The 15,962-nt window shown below is 32.0% G+C and carries 15 protein-coding genes; 3 read left to right on the top strand and 12 right to left on the bottom strand.

Going from position 1 to position 15,962, the window contains the following annotated elements; genetic code table 11:
* Positions 1-4 precede the first annotated feature (4 nt).
* From CLLI_RS07960 to CLLI_RS08000, 10 genes are all read right to left on the bottom strand, one after another.
* Positions 5-1,468 (bottom strand): AMP-binding protein, encoded by a 1,464-nt coding sequence (locus CLLI_RS07960; RefSeq protein WP_106063679.1) that lies wholly within the window; start codon positions 1,466-1,468, stop codon positions 5-7.
* Complete coding sequence (locus CLLI_RS07965; RefSeq protein ID WP_106063680.1) at positions 1,465-1,707, bottom strand: acyl carrier protein; 243 nt, start codon at positions 1,705-1,707, stop codon at positions 1,465-1,467. The genes CLLI_RS07960 and CLLI_RS07965 overlap by 4 nt, the downstream gene beginning before the upstream one ends.
* 440 nt (positions 1,708-2,147) lie before the next feature.
* A complete protein-coding gene (locus CLLI_RS14850; RefSeq protein ID WP_242975558.1) occupies positions 2,148-2,249 on the bottom strand; it encodes an iron-sulfur cluster biosynthesis family protein in 102 nt (33 codons plus the stop codon).
* Positions 2,250-2,278: 29 nt separating this feature from the next.
* Positions 2,279-3,790, bottom strand: a complete 1,512-nt coding sequence (gene argH, locus CLLI_RS07970; RefSeq protein WP_106063681.1) for an argininosuccinate lyase — start codon at positions 3,788-3,790, stop codon at positions 2,279-2,281.
* A gap of 11 nt (positions 3,791-3,801) precedes the next feature.
* Positions 3,802-4,974: an ROK family transcriptional regulator gene (locus tag CLLI_RS07975; protein ID WP_170063675.1), complete on the bottom strand. Its 1,173-nt coding sequence runs from the start codon at positions 4,972-4,974 to the stop codon at positions 3,802-3,804.
* Between the two features lie 16 nt (positions 4,975-4,990).
* Complete coding sequence (locus CLLI_RS07980; protein WP_106063683.1) at positions 4,991-5,926, bottom strand: amidohydrolase family protein; 936 nt, start codon at positions 5,924-5,926, stop codon at positions 4,991-4,993.
* A gap of 15 nt (positions 5,927-5,941) precedes the next feature.
* Complete coding sequence (locus tag CLLI_RS07985; RefSeq protein ID WP_106063684.1) at positions 5,942-6,757, bottom strand: carbohydrate ABC transporter permease; 816 nt, start codon at positions 6,755-6,757, stop codon at positions 5,942-5,944.
* Positions 6,758-6,771: 14 nt separating this feature from the next.
* Entirely contained in the window at positions 6,772-7,671 is a 900-nt protein-coding gene (locus tag CLLI_RS07990; RefSeq protein ID WP_106063685.1) for a carbohydrate ABC transporter permease, read from the bottom strand.
* Between the two features lie 54 nt (positions 7,672-7,725).
* Complete coding sequence (locus CLLI_RS07995; RefSeq protein ID WP_106063686.1) at positions 7,726-9,033, bottom strand: extracellular solute-binding protein; 1,308 nt, start codon at positions 9,031-9,033, stop codon at positions 7,726-7,728.
* Positions 9,034-9,103: 70 nt separating this feature from the next.
* Positions 9,104-9,991 (bottom strand): ROK family protein, encoded by an 888-nt coding sequence (locus tag CLLI_RS08000; RefSeq protein ID WP_106063687.1) that lies wholly within the window; start codon positions 9,989-9,991, stop codon positions 9,104-9,106.
* 178 nt (positions 9,992-10,169) lie between these two features.
* Between CLLI_RS08000 and CLLI_RS08005 the strand changes: the two genes are divergently transcribed.
* On the top strand, positions 10,170-11,051 hold the full coding sequence (locus CLLI_RS08005) for an SDR family oxidoreductase (RefSeq protein ID WP_106063688.1): 882 nt from the start codon (positions 10,170-10,172) through the stop codon (positions 11,049-11,051).
* A gap of 560 nt (positions 11,052-11,611) precedes the next feature.
* Here the strand turns inward: CLLI_RS08005 and CLLI_RS08015 are convergent.
* Positions 11,612-12,082, bottom strand: coding sequence for a metal-dependent transcriptional regulator (locus CLLI_RS08015; protein WP_106063690.1), 471 nt, complete (start codon positions 12,080-12,082; stop codon positions 11,612-11,614).
* Positions 12,083-12,408: 326 nt separating this feature from the next.
* Here CLLI_RS08015 and CLLI_RS08020 point away from each other — a divergent pair, with 326 nt between their 5' ends.
* Positions 12,409-12,651, top strand: coding sequence for a FeoA family protein (locus tag CLLI_RS08020; protein ID WP_106063691.1), 243 nt, complete (start codon positions 12,409-12,411; stop codon positions 12,649-12,651).
* A gap of 20 nt (positions 12,652-12,671) precedes the next feature.
* Entirely contained in the window at positions 12,672-14,822 is a 2,151-nt protein-coding gene (feoB, locus tag CLLI_RS08025) for a ferrous iron transport protein B (protein WP_106063692.1), read from the top strand.
* Between the two features lie 269 nt (positions 14,823-15,091).
* On the opposite strand, the gene CLLI_RS08030 is transcribed toward feoB, so the two are convergent.
* On the bottom strand, positions 15,092-15,937 hold the full coding sequence (locus CLLI_RS08030; RefSeq protein WP_106063693.1) for a PrsW family glutamic-type intramembrane protease: 846 nt from the start codon (positions 15,935-15,937) through the stop codon (positions 15,092-15,094).
* Positions 15,938-15,962 lie beyond the last annotated feature (25 nt).

A 15,962-nucleotide genomic window follows, 5' to 3' on the forward strand; every position in this document is an offset into this window, starting at 1 on the left:
ATTTTCACTTCATTTCTTTAAGTTCCTTTAACATTACCTTTCCTGATGAATTTTTAGGAAGGGTTTTTAAAACTTCAACATATTTTGGTACCTTATAATTAGGCAATCTACTCTTGCAATATTCTATAATAGAATTAACATTTAAATTATCATCTTTTAATACTACGAAGGCTTTTACTGATTCCCCTAAGATATCATCTTCAACTCCCACCACAGCACATTCAACTATTTCATCCATTTGTAATATTATGTCTTCTACTTCCTTTGGGCTTATTCTATTGCCACCACTTTTTATAATATTTTTTTCTCTTGAAAGAATATATATATATCCATCTTCATCTACAGTACCTATGTCCCCTGTATATAGATATCCATTTTTTAAAACCTTTTTTGTTTCTTCTTCATCATTAAAATATCCCTTCATTATGTTTCCGCCTTGGGCCACTATCTCTCCAACTTCTTTTGGTTTTACAGGTATTCCCTCTTTATTCAATACTTTAAGTTGTGTACCAGGAATGCCTTTCCCTATAGATCCCATTTTCTCTTTTAATAAATATGGAGGAAGATAAGATAGTCTAGCAGTGGCTTCTGTTTGTCCATACATTATATAAATGTCTACTCCTTTTAGTGTTTCAAATAGCTCCTCTATGAAAATGTTAGCCATCCTTCCCCCTGCTTGAGTAATATACCTTAGAGAAGGGAATTTTCTATTTTTTATATCACTTATTTTCAAAAGTATTTGAAATGTACTTGGCACTCCTGCAAAGCCTGTACATTTGTAATTATTTATATGCTGTAACACAGTTTCAGGAAACATAAACCTATTATTTATAACTAAACTTCCTCCTACCCTAAAGTGGGTATGTAGAAGTGATGTGCCATAACAATAGTAAAATGGTAATACTACTTCTATTCTGTCTCCTTCACTTAGTTTTAAATATTGTATAATTGAATTAGTATTATAAATTAAATTTCCATGGGTTAGCATTACTCCCTTAGGTTTAGCAGTAGACCCGGATGTAAATAATATTACTGCCACATCCTGTTGGTCTGTTTTTTCATTAATATGGTCTTCTGTGATGGTCTCTAATTTTTCTATATCCTCTTCCGTATATATATCTAAATCCCATACTTTAGGTAAGTATTTCAATAACTTTTTTTGGATAAATATATTTTTAATGTTTAAAGATTTTATTATATATTCCATATGCTCTATGGAGGAATTTGGATTTATAGGTACACATACTGTACCGTTTTTTATTATGGCAAAATAACACTGTATGAAGAATTGGGAATTTTCTGAAATTAAAAGGGCTGCGTCCTTATTATTCAGCCCCTTGTTTCTTAACATTTTCTCTATGGTAATTATGTTGGAATATGTTTTTTTATAGGAAAGCTCTTCCTTACTTATTACTGCAGTTTTATTTAGATTCTTTGAAAATTGAAACACATAATCTGTAAAGTTCATAGTGCAACACCATACTTTTTAAGTACATTTTTTATATCTCCAATGTTATACATTCTGGATACATCTATTACATCTATATCTATGCCAAAATTCTCTTCTAGGCTTGTTACTAAATCTACATGAGCTAGTGAATCCCATCCTTTTATTTCATCTGGGCCTAATTCGTCTTTTGTGTATGAATCATCCTTTATATTAAATACATCACAAAGTATCTTGTTAAGTTTATCTATGTTATCCATAACAATACCCCCAAACAATATATTTTTCTTAATATATAAAGCAAAAATCATACCAAGCTAAAAAGGCTGTAAAAATAAGGTTTTGTTGTGAAATTGCAACAAAATCTAAAGCTTAAATTTATTAAAATAAAAAGGTTATTGTAATAAGCTAAAGATACTACTAAATAAAATAAAGTTGCTAAAATGCAACAAGATGCATTTTAGCAACAAATTTAATCAACCCAAATTGTATCCAAGCCATTTAGTGCTAGCTTTTCTATAAAAAATATTTTTTCTGTATCTATAACTATATTTTGATTTTTATCTAGTTTAATTTTAGAAGGGAAAAACACCCTTATTCCATTAACTTCATATTGGTCGTATCCCTTTTTTTCTATATTATTATTGAAATCTATTTTTATAGATGGTTTATAGTACCGCCTGGTACTTCCACAGCTTCCTCATCCACCACCAGTATCATTTGCAATCATATGTATTACTAAATCTTTAGCATCTTTCTTTTCTAAATACTTAATAGCTTTTTCCGTAATTTCAATTTTCATACTATTCTCACCTCCTTTATCTAAATATATCACTTATTTAGTATACTTGCCACAGCCTGATTTAATAATTTTTCACTTTCTTCAAGGCTTATTAAACATCTCCTTTGATATTCTATATCTTTTATAAAGCTATTATTCCTATTTTGTAACATTCTTTCTACTTCTTCTGGAGCTGGTCCTCCTGTAACCTTTCTTATATTGACAAAGTTTATTGGGTCCAAAGCCTTAGCTATATCTTCTGCTGAAATATGAATTTCTTCTCCACCTAATTCCAATGATATTTTATCAATAATTTCTGGGGTTATATTCTCTATAGTTAAATTATTATTAGATAAATATCTGACAATGGCTCCAGTTATTTTATGACTTTTTCTAAAGGAAAGCCCCTTTTCTCTTACAAGGGTATCTGCCAATTCTGTTACTGTAATAAAACCTTCCTTTGCCCTATCTAATAATACTTTTTTATTCACATTCATGGTAGCAAAAACTGAAGTAAATATTTTTAAAATCCTTAAAGTGTAATCTATAGACTCATAAAGATGAGGTTGAAGTTGTTCTTCTGTATCCACAATATCTCCAAAGGGGGTATTGTGCAGCATATCAAAAACGCATTTAGCCTCCCCTATAGCTTCACTTGCCATAGGCCTTGTATGCTCTAGAGAGGAAGGATTTCTTTTTTGAGGCATAATGCTGCTCCTTTGAACATAAGGATCTGTTAAATAAAAAACATTAAATTCTTTAGTGCAAAAATCTAAAGTATCCTTTATAAATTTAGACATATTGGTATTTAAAATCATAAGTGTAGAAGCAAGCTCCATAAGATAATCTGATCCTGCTATAGCATCATAAGAATTCTCCACTAAATCATTAAAACCCAAAAGCTTACTCATTCTTTCCCTGTTTATTGGAAAGCCAGTGGTAGTAATAGCTGCAGCTCCAATAGGAGAAAGATTTATATTTTCATATGCTCTTTTTATTCTTTCAAAATCTCTGCTTAAAGAATCATAAAAAGCAAGTATATAGTGTGATAAAGTAGTTGGCTGAGCTGGCTGAGTATGTGTATAAGCCGGCATAACTGTTTCTTTATGTTCCTCAGCTAGACTTAATAGTACTTTTCTAAAATTATTTAAGTTTTTCATTAACTCTACAGTTTTCAGCCTAAGAACCATTCTAAATTCGCAAATGTCCAAATCATTTCTGCTTCTAGCTATATGAAGCCTTCCTGCTAAATCCTTTCCTACTAAGTTTTCTAACTGATTTTCTACAGTAAAAAACATATCTTCATATTTAGCATTATATTCTACAGAAGTAAAATCCATTTCCTCTATTTTATTTAACCCTTCCAGTAGCTTTTTGCTTTCCTGAATTTTTATAATGTTCTGCTCATAAAGCATTACCACATGAGCTTTGCTTATTTTTATAAAGGGCTTATAGTAGTATTCACGCTGCACATTAAATATTGGCTTTAATACAGATTCTGCAAAAGTTTTTCCTGGGAAATCTCTGCCATCTAGGTTTTCTATATATTCCTTTAAATCCATATTATCAACTCCTATAAATTAATAGAACATTCATTAGTTAACACTGTAGCAGCACATCCTATAACTCCAGCCTCATCTCCCAAAAGGGATAATTCTATATTTGACTTGAAGGGAGATAATCTATATATCTTTTCTTTTAGAGGTAACAATAATTGATTTCCTGCCTTTGATACTCCTCCGCCTATAATAACAGCTTCTGGATTTAGAATGCTTATTATATTACTTATACCCATGCTAAGGTTATCTATCATTTCACATAATACGCTCTGCGCTCTTGGATCTCCATTATTTGCTTTTTCAAAAATTTCTTTGCTGCTGCTATGCATTCTTTTTTCAATGGCACTGCCAGAAGCTACACTTTCCAAATATCCGTATTCATCTAAGGTAAATCTTTTCATATTTAATGCTTCATTGGTCAGCACTAAGTAACCAAATTCTCCTGCAGTATAGTTGCTTCCTCTATAGATTTTATTGTTTATCATTATTCCTCCGCCAATACCATATCCTATATTTATAAATACAAAATTTTTATATCTAGTGGCATTGCCTAACCACTTTTCTCCAAGCAATGCCATATTAACATCATTGTCCAAGTAAACTCTTGTGCCAAATTCTTTTTCAAATATATTTTTTATCTGGATATTTTTCCAAGACAATTCTGGTACTGATATAGCTACGCCATTTTCAATATCCGTAATGCCTGGTATTCCCATTCCTATTCCAATAATCTTATGCTTTAATCCTGAACCTTCTATTAGCTCTTTTACAGCTTTCATTATTTTATTTAAGGTATCCTCAGATTGTTTCACTATAATGGAATTTTTAAAAAGTATATTTCCGCAAAGATCACAAATAGCCATTAAGCATTTGTAAGCACCTATATCTATTGAAACTATATATCCTGCAGAAGGATTGAATACTAAATTAATTGGCTTTCTTCCCCCTTGTTTTGTAGAAACTCCTTCTCCCTGTTCTAATATAATATTTTCCTTTAAAAGTTCTTCCACAATAGAAGATACTGTTGCTTTACTTAGATGAGTTATATTTGAAATTTCTGCCCTAGATATAATCTTTTGTTTACCTATTAAAGATAGTATTGTCTTTTTGTTCATTTCTTTTAATAATTCCGGTGTAGCTCTAACCATGTCTTTCCCCTGCCTTCTATGCTTTTTTATTAACTGCATATAAAAATCTTTATAGTTATTCATCTAATTTTAGAATTCTAAGTATATTGTCCCTAAATATACATTTTATATCTTGTTCTTTCATTCCTATTTCAACACAATCTCTCATTTGATCATCAAAGTATCTTTTTACAAAACCTCTTGGAAACCATTGCGAATCCGTTCCAAATAATATACGTTCCGGTCCTATAGTCTCATAGAATTTTTTAAATAAATCTCTAACTGTTAAATTATAAGGCATCCATCTTACCCATTGATTGCTGCCGGAGGTATCCACATACACATTAGGGCAAACCCAAGCCAGCTGTAATAAGGATTCGGTTTGTCCACACCCAAAATGGGGTATAATAAAGGGTATGTCTGGATGGGCTTTTATTACATCATGCATTATAATAGGATTTATATTATGATCATAAGCAATACCACCAGCTCCCCCTAATATTCCGAAATGTATTAGTATTGGTATTCTATGTTTTTCTGCCACCTGCCAAAGGGGATCTAATGCCTCATCATCAAGTTTCCCATGAAGACCAGGGGCCAATATTTTATAGCCTTTTAATCCTTGTTCCACAATAGCTTTTTCTAATATATCTGGAGCATGCTTTAAAAAAGGGTCATGGTGGGCATATCCTATAAATTTATCTGGATAAAGTCTAACAATATTACTTAAGGTTTCATTCCCTCCCCCTGTTACAAAAATAAGTTTTTCTATATTGTTTTTTTCCATTTCCTCTATCCAAAGTTTTGCAGTATCCTCTGCACTGTCTAAGGTTGGTAATGGCTCTGGAAATCCCCAAGCTTTTCTCCACCTTTTATTTTGATAGCTGTTCATCTCTTGTATTTTGTTATATTTTTCTTCACCATACTTTTCTATATAGTCATTTTTTATGGTGACTATTTCATAACCCTTTACGTCAAAATGTACGTGAGAGTCCACTATTTTATAATCCATAATGCATCTCCTTTCTTATCCTTTTAACCCTGTTAAATGTATTCCTTCAATAATCTTCTTTTGGAATATAAAGAACACTATTAATACAGGAATTGTGGCAATAGTTGCCCCTGCCATTACTAGATTCCATTGATTATATGCTTCCCCAGAAAAAAGAGCAAGTCCTACAGGAAGTGTGTATATTTCTGGACTATCTACTGCAATTACTGGCCATAAAAAAGCATTCCAGTTGCCTAAAAATGTAAATATAGCTAGAGCAGATATGGCTGGCTTTACTAAAGGTACTGCAGCTCTCCAGAATATACCGAATTCTGATAATCCATCTATTCTTGCAGCCTCTAAAAGATCATTTGGTATACCTTCAAAGAATTGCTTCATTAAGAATATGCCAAAGGCTGAGGTAAGCCCTGGAAATAGTAATGACCAATAGGTATTAATCCAATTAAATTTATTTACCATCATGTACCATGGTATTATTAACATTTCTGTTGGCACCATTAATGTTGATAATATTAAAAAGAATAAAAATTTTTTACCCTTAAATTCAAGTTTGGCAAAGGTATATCCAACTAATGTATCAAAAAATAATACTGAAATAGTAGTTATACCAGCTATGAGAAGACTATTTTTAAACCAGGATAAAAATTTAGTATTTTCTAATACATATTTATAGGCATCAAAAGTAGCTTTTTTAGGTATAAGAGATATATTATATATGTCTACTCCACTTTTTAAAGAGGTACTGAACATCCAAAGAAATGGAAATACCATCATTACTCCGCCAATGGTTAGTAATATAATGCTGCCAATAGGGATCTTTTTCTTTTCCATAGTTTTACCTCCTTTTAATATTCAACTTTTTTAGTTAAAAACTTCAATTGAATAATAGTTATAATGATTATTATGCTGAATAGTATTATAGTAGCGGCACTTGCAAGTCCCATTTTATTATTCATAAATCCTGCTTGATATATATATAGAACTAAACTTAGAGTAGAATTTACAGGACCTCCTGGGTTTCCTTGTCCTCCACCAGTTATGTTAAATACTTGAGTAAATACCTGTAGAGTTTGTATTGTTGCCATTACTACCAAATACACCACTGTTGAATTTAGCAATGGTATAGTAATCTTCCAAAACTGTATCCAAGGACTTGCCCCATCAATACTTGAGGCTTCATAATAAGTTCTAGGTATCTGTTTTAGTCCTGCAATAAATATGATGGTGTTAAAGCCTATACTCTGCCAAATTATATTTGCAATTACCACATAAATTGCCTGACCAGTGCTGTCTAAGAAGGGTTGAGCTGTTCCTCCAAAGGCAGTTATAATCTGGTTAATTACCCCTCCCTGTTTCATAAACATCCATCTCCATACCCATGCAACAGCAACAGTTGATGTTACATAAGGCAGAAAGTATATTGTTCTAAATATGCCGGCTCCTTTAGTTAATCTATTTATTAGAAGAGCAATACATAAGCTTATTATTAATTGTAAAGGAACTCCTATGAATACATATTTAACGGTATTCCCCATGGCTTTTTTGAAGATATTATCTTTAAATAAAGTTTTGAAATTATCAAAGAATACAAAGGGTTTATCCTGAGATAAAATGTCCCATTCATGTAGACTTATATTAAAAGCAAATAAAGTTGGTGCTATTCTTATTAATATAAAGAATAGTATGGGAACAGCTATAAATATATAAGCCCACATAGCCTGCCTACCCTTTATAGTTAATTTCATACATTATCCCCCCTTTGAATATAAACCCCATGTATTCACATGGGGTTTCTTACATTATTCCTTCCAGTATTCATCAAGTATTTTTTGTACAGTATTTACAGCTTCGTCTAATGCTTTCCTTGGGTCTTCATTATTTAGAAGCACATGATCTATAGCATCAATAAGGGCCTTTCTATCTGCGCCTTCATCTACATAGAAGTAAGATTCAGCTACTGGCAGCTGCTTAATAAATACTGCTAGCTTAGGATCTTTAGACATTTCTGGATCATTAACTAAAGACATTCTTGCAGCTATTTCTCCAGTTTCTTTTGTCCATTCCTTCATAACCTCAGGAGAAGTTAAGAAATTAAGGAATTTAACAGATGCATCAAGTTTTTCTCCTTTAGCAGTTTTTGTAATCCCATTTGTCCAGAAAGAGCCAAAGGATACTTGTTTACCATTATGTGCTGGAAGTGGTGCTACACCATAATTTAAATTTGGTGCCTGTTTATCTATACCACTTAAACGATAAGAACCATCTATGTGTAAAGCTGCTTTTCCGTTAATAAAAGCTGTAGAGTCATCTGTAAAGAAGTTATTTTCCCCAACTTTTTCTTTTCTAACTAAATCTACTAGGAATTCAAAAGCTTTATATCCATTCTCAGAAGCATTCCATAGTACCTTTTTATTGTCATCACTTAAAGGTTGTTGTCCAAATTGAGTAAGCAGTATAGGCCTAAACCAGCTATGAAGCTGTCCTGTAGGCTGGAAAGTCAATCCTTCAATTTCTAATTTTCCATCTTTTCTTAAAGTACACTTTTTAGCCATTTGAACTAGTTCATCTAAATTAGTTGGTGGTTTTTCAGGATCTAATCCATTGGCTTTAAAAATATCCTTGTTCCAGAAAAGAGCCATAGTTCTAACTGCTGTTGGAACTGTATAGTACTTTCCATCTATTTTATTAACCTTTATCATAGGAGCAAATTCTTTTTCCATAGTATCCACTGGGAAGTCTTTCTCCGGTAATGGCTGTAGAGCCTTTGCTTTTACAAACTTAGGTACCCACCCATAATATAGATTAACTATGTCAGGCCCTGTTCCTGAAGATATAGCTGCTGAAACCTTTTGCTGATAAGAGTCATATGGAAAATGTTTTTGTACTACTTTAATGTTTGGATTTTGTTTTTGGAAATCCTCTATTAATTTGTCCATAAGTTTAATTTTTGGTTCATAAAAGTACTGCCAATATTCAATGGTAACTACTTTATCCTCTGTTTTAGATTTAGAACCACTGGTATCCTTACTGCTTGAACCACAGCCAGTAAGTGCCATAGATGCCGTCATTACCCCCGTTAAAAGAATAGATAAAAACCTTTTATTCATCTTCTTACCCCCTGTTAAATATATAATAATAGTGATTATTATTATCTAGTTAGTTTGTTTATACTACTTACTAACATTTTATAAAATTCATTTTGGCACTGCCAATGGCCCCGCCAAATTCCCCTGTTTTACTTAGCTCAATCACTGTGTTCAAAGGTATAAGTTTTTTTATATTTTCCTTTACTTCATTTTTTAATTTTTCGCCTTGATTTGCCATACCTCCGCCAATTACTATTTTCTGAGGATTTATAATACACCTTATAGCACTAATGCCTATGCCTAAATATTTATAAACCTCTTCTACTACATCTATAGCTACTTCGTCGCCTTCTTCTGCTCTAATAAATATTTCTTTGCACTCTAATTCTTCACCAGATTTTTCTTTATATTTTTTCCCTACAGAATTAGCAGAAGCATTGCTTTCAAAATATCCAAAGTCATGGTTAGAGCATTGATATTTATATGCATCTAATCCAATAGGCATATACCCAATTTCTCCTGCTTCAAAGTTGGCTCCTCTATATATATTGTCATTTATATAAATTCCACAGCCTATACCAGTGCCAATAGTAATCATAATAAAATCTGTACATGTCTTGCCACATCCAAAATATTTTTCTCCAATTGTCCATGCATTTACATCATTCTCAACCTTAACTTTTAATTTGAATATTTCTTCAATATATTTCTTCAAATTAAAATTTACCAAAGATAGTGCTGGGCATGATACTATATTACCTTTTTTATAATCTACAATACCTGGTACCCCTATTCCTATCCCTTCTACCTGACCATTACAACTATTTAATAGTTCATCTATTATTTCCACTATGTTTTTAGTGTAATCATTTACATAATAATTACTTTTTCTTATATAAGTTCTTAGTATCTCTCCTTTGTCATCTATAACTGCCCCCTTAATATTAGTGCCGCCAATATCAAGTCCTATGCTTTTCAAGTTTTTACCCCCTAATTAGTTAGTTTAGATTATTAACTATCTATATAAAATATATTCTCCATTTTTTTAAAAATTCCTTCTAAATAATAATAAACTTTGAAATATTTTCTGTATTTTTCTAAAACAAATTACTAATAATAATTTCTGAAAGTAAACTATAGAAAGGACGTTGTGTATAATGGATAAGGAATTAGAATTTATCAATAGTTTTCCAAAATCCCTGCCTGGTCAGCATCAAACTAAGCACCCTGGAATAGAATCTACTATGAACCCAACACCAATTTTTGATAATCCAAATTGTAAAGGCTCAGGTAAATTAAACGATAAGGTGGCTTTAATCACTGGCGGGGATAGTGGCATAGGAAGAGCTGTGGCAGTAGCCTATGCTAAAGAAGGAGCGGATTTAGCTATTGTATATTATGATGAGCATGAGGATGCTGAAGAAACTAAAAAAATAATAGAATCTTTAGGAAGAAAGTGCTTACTACTTCCTGGAGATATAACGGATGCTAAATTCTGCACTAATGCTATACAAAAAACTATAAATGAATATAAAAGTCTTCATATTCTAGTAAATAATGCAGCGGTACAATATGCTCAGAATAGCATTCTAGATATTACAGATGAGCAGCTGGAAAAAACCTTTAAAACTAATATATTCGCTATGTTTTATTTGGTAAGGGCTGCTGTTCCATATTTAAAGGAAGGAAGTTCTATAATAAATACTACTTCTATAACTGCTTATAAAGGCGATGAAAGATTAATTGACTACTCTTCTACTAAGGGAGCGATTGTTACCTTTACACGTTCAATGGCTCTTTCCCTTGCAAAATTGGGAGTAAGGGTTAACGCAGTAGCTCCAGGCCCTATATGGACTCCATTAATACCTTCTTCTTTTAACGAAAATGAAGTAGCTGCCTTTGGAACAGATACAGCTATGGGAAGACCAGGTCAACCAGTAGAACTTGCCGGAACCTATGTATTTTTAGCTTCCACTGAAGCTTCATTTATTACTGGAGAAGTTGTACATGTGAATGGCGGGAAGATTGTTAATGGCTAATTCTATTAGTTGACAATTGACAGTTTAAGTAAGAACTAATAGATAAAAAGTAAGGGTTTATGAAAAAGTTTAGCAAAGCCGAATTTTCACCACAACCCTTACTTCTTAGTTCTTACCTCTTACTTATCTACAAATTTAAATTTTCTTTCTTAATTATATTTTTCTTTTTAATTTGTCAATAACTATTCACAAAATTAATTGGTTTTCATATAATGAATATTAAACATTTATTATAGAGGTAAATATGGCTATAGTAGACTTATCATATCCTAGAAGGTTTATCCAAGCCACTGTTAGAGAAGGTGATTTCTATTCTTTATTTCCCAAAATTTTAACTTCTAATATTATTATAACTAATCTCCGTATATCTAACCATTGTGATAATAATATTATCAATATGAATTTTTTCTATTACAATTTTCTTGCTGCATTTGATATTATGAGATCTGTAAATTACTATAAGCTTAATACCATAAAAAATCATCTAACTTGGAAAAAGTAAGAGCAGGGTGATAAAAACTCTGCTTTCATTTTACTGCCCTAAATAAACTAGTAAGGTATTATTTATTTTTCATATATTTTGAAAAGCTTTCTTTAATATCTGCATTATCCTTAAAAAAATTATTCAGCCTTTGGATTTTATCCAAAGCATCTTTAGTTATATTGTGTTCCATAAGTTCAATGTTAACTAATAAATCCTCTTCTACTCCAATTATTTTAAAAAAGCTTTCTATTATTCTATGTCTATTTAAAAGAAAGGCCCCCATGTTTTCACCCTTTTCTGTTAATTGGATTATTCCATATTTCTTATACTTTATAAACCCTAATTTTGTTAACTTTTGTACCATTTTTGTGGCAGAAGGCGGTTGAACATTAAGAGATTCAGCAAGAATATTAATTCGAGTATATCCTCCTTCTAAGCTTTTTCTATAAATCATCTCTAAATAATCTTCCATGCTATGGGTTAAAGGCTTATTTTCCTTTTCTAAAATTTCATATCCACGAACGGTATAAAAATCATCGCTATTCAATTAGAACACCCCCTTTTTTGAGTGTACAGTTGACAATTGACAGTGGACAGTTCCTATTTAATTCAATGCTTTTATTTTAAACTTTCTATTCTTAACCTCTAATCTTAAATTTTTCGTAGTGTTAATGGGGAAAAATTCTCCATATTTATTATCTATTCTTTATTATTTATACTTTAAGCTTTCCTATAATCTGTACTCTGTAATCTATATAAATATATGTGGAACCAAATTAATAAATTAGTAATATATTATCAATAGGTAATATAAAAACTTTCACGCATCTAACTTTTAATAGATTATGAAACATCATTATGGAGGTATATATTATGGAAAATATTTTAATGCCTTTAAATCTTATCCCTATAGGAAGCATTGCTAAGGTCAAAGAATTAACCTCTCAAGGAATTTCTAGAAGAAGGATGTTAGACCTTGGTCTTGTTGTAGGTACAGAAGTTGAATCTTTGAGAAAAAGCCCTTCTGGAGATCCTATAGCCTATGAAATTCGTGGTGCAGTAATTGCTCTTCGCTCTGAAGAAGCATGTAAAATATTAGTAGAATTAATGCAGTAATTTATTTAGGGGGAAAATAAATGGGTTTAACTAGCCAATCTACTGGAATAGGTGCATTAAAGGAAATGCTTAACATTCAGCTTACTTCACCAGATGATATTATCGTAGCTTTATCGGGTAATCCAAACACAGGTAAGAGTACGGTATTTAATAATTTAACTGGATTAAATCAACATACGGGGAACTGGACTGGAAAAACTGTTACTACTGCTCAAGGAAATTATAAATTTAAAGATCAGAATTTTGTTTTAGTAGATCTTCCTGGAACCTATTCACTATTATCTAATTCTACTGAAGAAGAAGTGGCAAGGGATTTTATTTGTTTTGGCAATCCTCATGCTACTGTTGTGGTTACTGACGCTACTTGTCTTGAGAGGAATTTAAATCTTGTGCTGCAAATACTAGAAATGACAGATAAAGTTGTGGTTTGTGTAAATCTAATGGATGAAGCTAAAAGAAAAAAGATATCCATTGATTTAAAAAAATTATCAAAACTTTTAGGAGTTCCAGTAATAGGAACCAGCGCCAGAAGTGGAGAGGGATTAGATGAGCTAATGAATACAGTTTATAAGGTAGCCTTAGGGGAGATAATTACAAAACCCATAAAGATAAAATATAGTGATGCTATTGAAGAAAAAATAAAAATTATAGAACCTAAGATACAGGATTTAGCAGAAGACAAAATTAATAGCAGATGGCTTTCAATAAAGTTATTGGACGGGGAGAAGACTATATTAAATTCTATAGATAAATATCTGGGTTTTGATCCACTAGAAAAACTAACTTTTAAAGAGGAGTTAGCCGTGGCTAAAAAAGGTTCTATGGAGAAAAATATTCATAGAGAAAAGCTAAGAGACCAAATGGTAGAGAGCATTGTAAACTTGGCAGAAGATATAAGCAGTAAAGTAGTGCATTTCGAAAATGCCAACCATAATGAACTTGATAGGAAAATAGATAATATTCTTACTTCTAAAACTTTCGGTATCCCAATTATGATAGCTTTATTGGCAGTAATATTTTGGATTACCATTGAAGGTGCAAATTATCCTTCAGATGTGATTGCTAAATTTCTTTTCTGGATAGAGGATAAGCTTACAGAACTTTTTATAAGCAAGGGTTGGCCGGAATGGCTGCATGGTGCTTTAGTCCTTGGAGTCTATAGGACCTTAGCCTGGGTAGTTTCTGTTATGCTGCCTCCTATGGCAATATTCTTCCCATTGTTTACCCTATTGGAGGATCTTGGTTATTTACCTAGGGTTGCTTTTAATCTTGATAATTTCTTTAAGAAGTCCTGCGCCCATGGTAAACAAGCTCTAACTATGTGTATGGGTTTTGGCTGTAATGCTGCTGGGGTGGTAGGCTGCAGGATAATTGATTCTCCTAGAGAAAGGCTTATTGCAATCATAACAAACTTTTTTGTACCATGTAATGGGCGCTTTCCCACATTAATTGCTATTACCACAATTTTTATTGCAGGAGCTTTCAATGGTGCTGTTCAAGGTGTTATTGCTACATTAACTATAACTGGGGTAATAGTATTAGGAGTAGTTACTACTCTATTGGTATCAAAACTTTTATCAAAAACTATCCTTAAAGGAGTACCTTCTTCCTTTACTTTAGAACTACCACCTTATAGAAAACCTCAAGTAGGTAAAATTATAGTTAGATCCATATTTGATAGAACAATATTTGTTTTAGGTCGTGCCGTAATGATAGCTGCTCCTGCAGGTCTTGTAATATGGATCATGGCAAATATTAATGTAGGTACTATGAGCCTTTTAGACCATGGAGCTAAATTTCTCCAACCCTTTGCCCACCTAATTGGTATGGATGGCTATATACTTATGGCTTTTATACTTGGGTTGCCAGCTAACGAAATTGTAATGCCAATTATTATAATGAGTTATATGGCTTCTGGAGCTATGATGGATATGGAAAATTTAAATGCCTTAAGAGAGCTTTTAGTATCTCATGGCTGGACCTGGCTTACAGCAATAAATGTTATGCTATTTTGTTTAATGCACTACCCCTGTGCTACTACTCTTTTAACCATAAAAAAGGAAACAGGTAGCTTAAAATGGACAGCGGTATCCTTTTTAGTCCCTACTGTTATTGGATTATTAGTGTGCTTTGTAGTAACAACCTTTTTCAGGCTATTGGGATTTGCATGATAAAAAAGTGCAGGGCACTTTTTTAGTTGACAGTTGACAGAGGACAATTGACAGTTAAGGAAACTTTTCTGACCTTAGCACTACAGAAAAGCTTTAAATAAATTTTTTTAAAGAATAGAGAATAAATAATAAAAAATGTAAGAACTAAGAGCTAAAAGGTAAGAGTTAAGAAAAACTTCATTAACTCTTAATTCTTAGTTCTTACTTCAAATATAAATTCCAATTTTCCGTAATGTTAATGGAGAAAAATTATCCTTAACTGTCCACTGTCAATTGTCAACTATTAGCTGTTCCCTCGCTTGCTTTTTAGCTTGAAACCACAATGCCATAAGAATAAAAATGCCTGTAAATCCTACTATAAGTTCACCTATAAGTATAGCTGCTCCTGTGGGCATAATAATTTCCATTATATAAGGTATGCCATCCCAAAGTCCATGGAGCAAAACCACTGTAATATAAGCCCTTATAATCTTTTTATTTATGATAAAATGCCCTTTCCTATTTTCCCCTACAATAATTCCTGCTAAAATGGCAGTCCAAGTTCCATGACCTAATGGGGATAAAATTCCTCTTAACATAGTAATATAAACAGTTACGGATAAACTTTCCTTGCTCTTTAGAAAATATGTAAAAGCATAACCTATGCTCTCTAAAGCTGCAAATCCCATACCTGCTGCTGCACCTAAAATGATTCCATCTATTTGCAGTCTATGTCTTTTACGTCTGAATATTAACAATACCATTAAAATCTTTGAAAATTCCTCAATTATTCCAACCATTATAGCAGTTTCAAAATTTAAGGTATGTATAAAAATAGGTTCCAATATAGAGGCTGCAAAGGTTCCTAAAAATCCACCGAAAAAAAAGCTGGCTACAGTATCCGTCATGGTGACATTACTTAAACGTCGTTTTTCATAAAAAAAGGCAACATAGGTTACGGGTATAAGAAAATTCCCCAGCATAACTACTGATGGAAACAAAATAGAATTTCCAGTCCATATTAAAACTGCTAAACCCAATATATAAGTTGCCAAACCTATAAGAAATAACTTATACCATTTATGCCCTTTTCTTTCTTTATAGCTGCTTCCCTTTAATAAACTACCCTCTTCCACAATTAGCCCTCATTTCCTCAGTAAA

This window comes from Clostridium liquoris, assembly GCF_002995785.1.
GTDB classification, from domain to species: domain Bacteria; phylum Bacillota; class Clostridia; order Clostridiales; family Clostridiaceae; genus Clostridium_AO; species Clostridium_AO liquoris.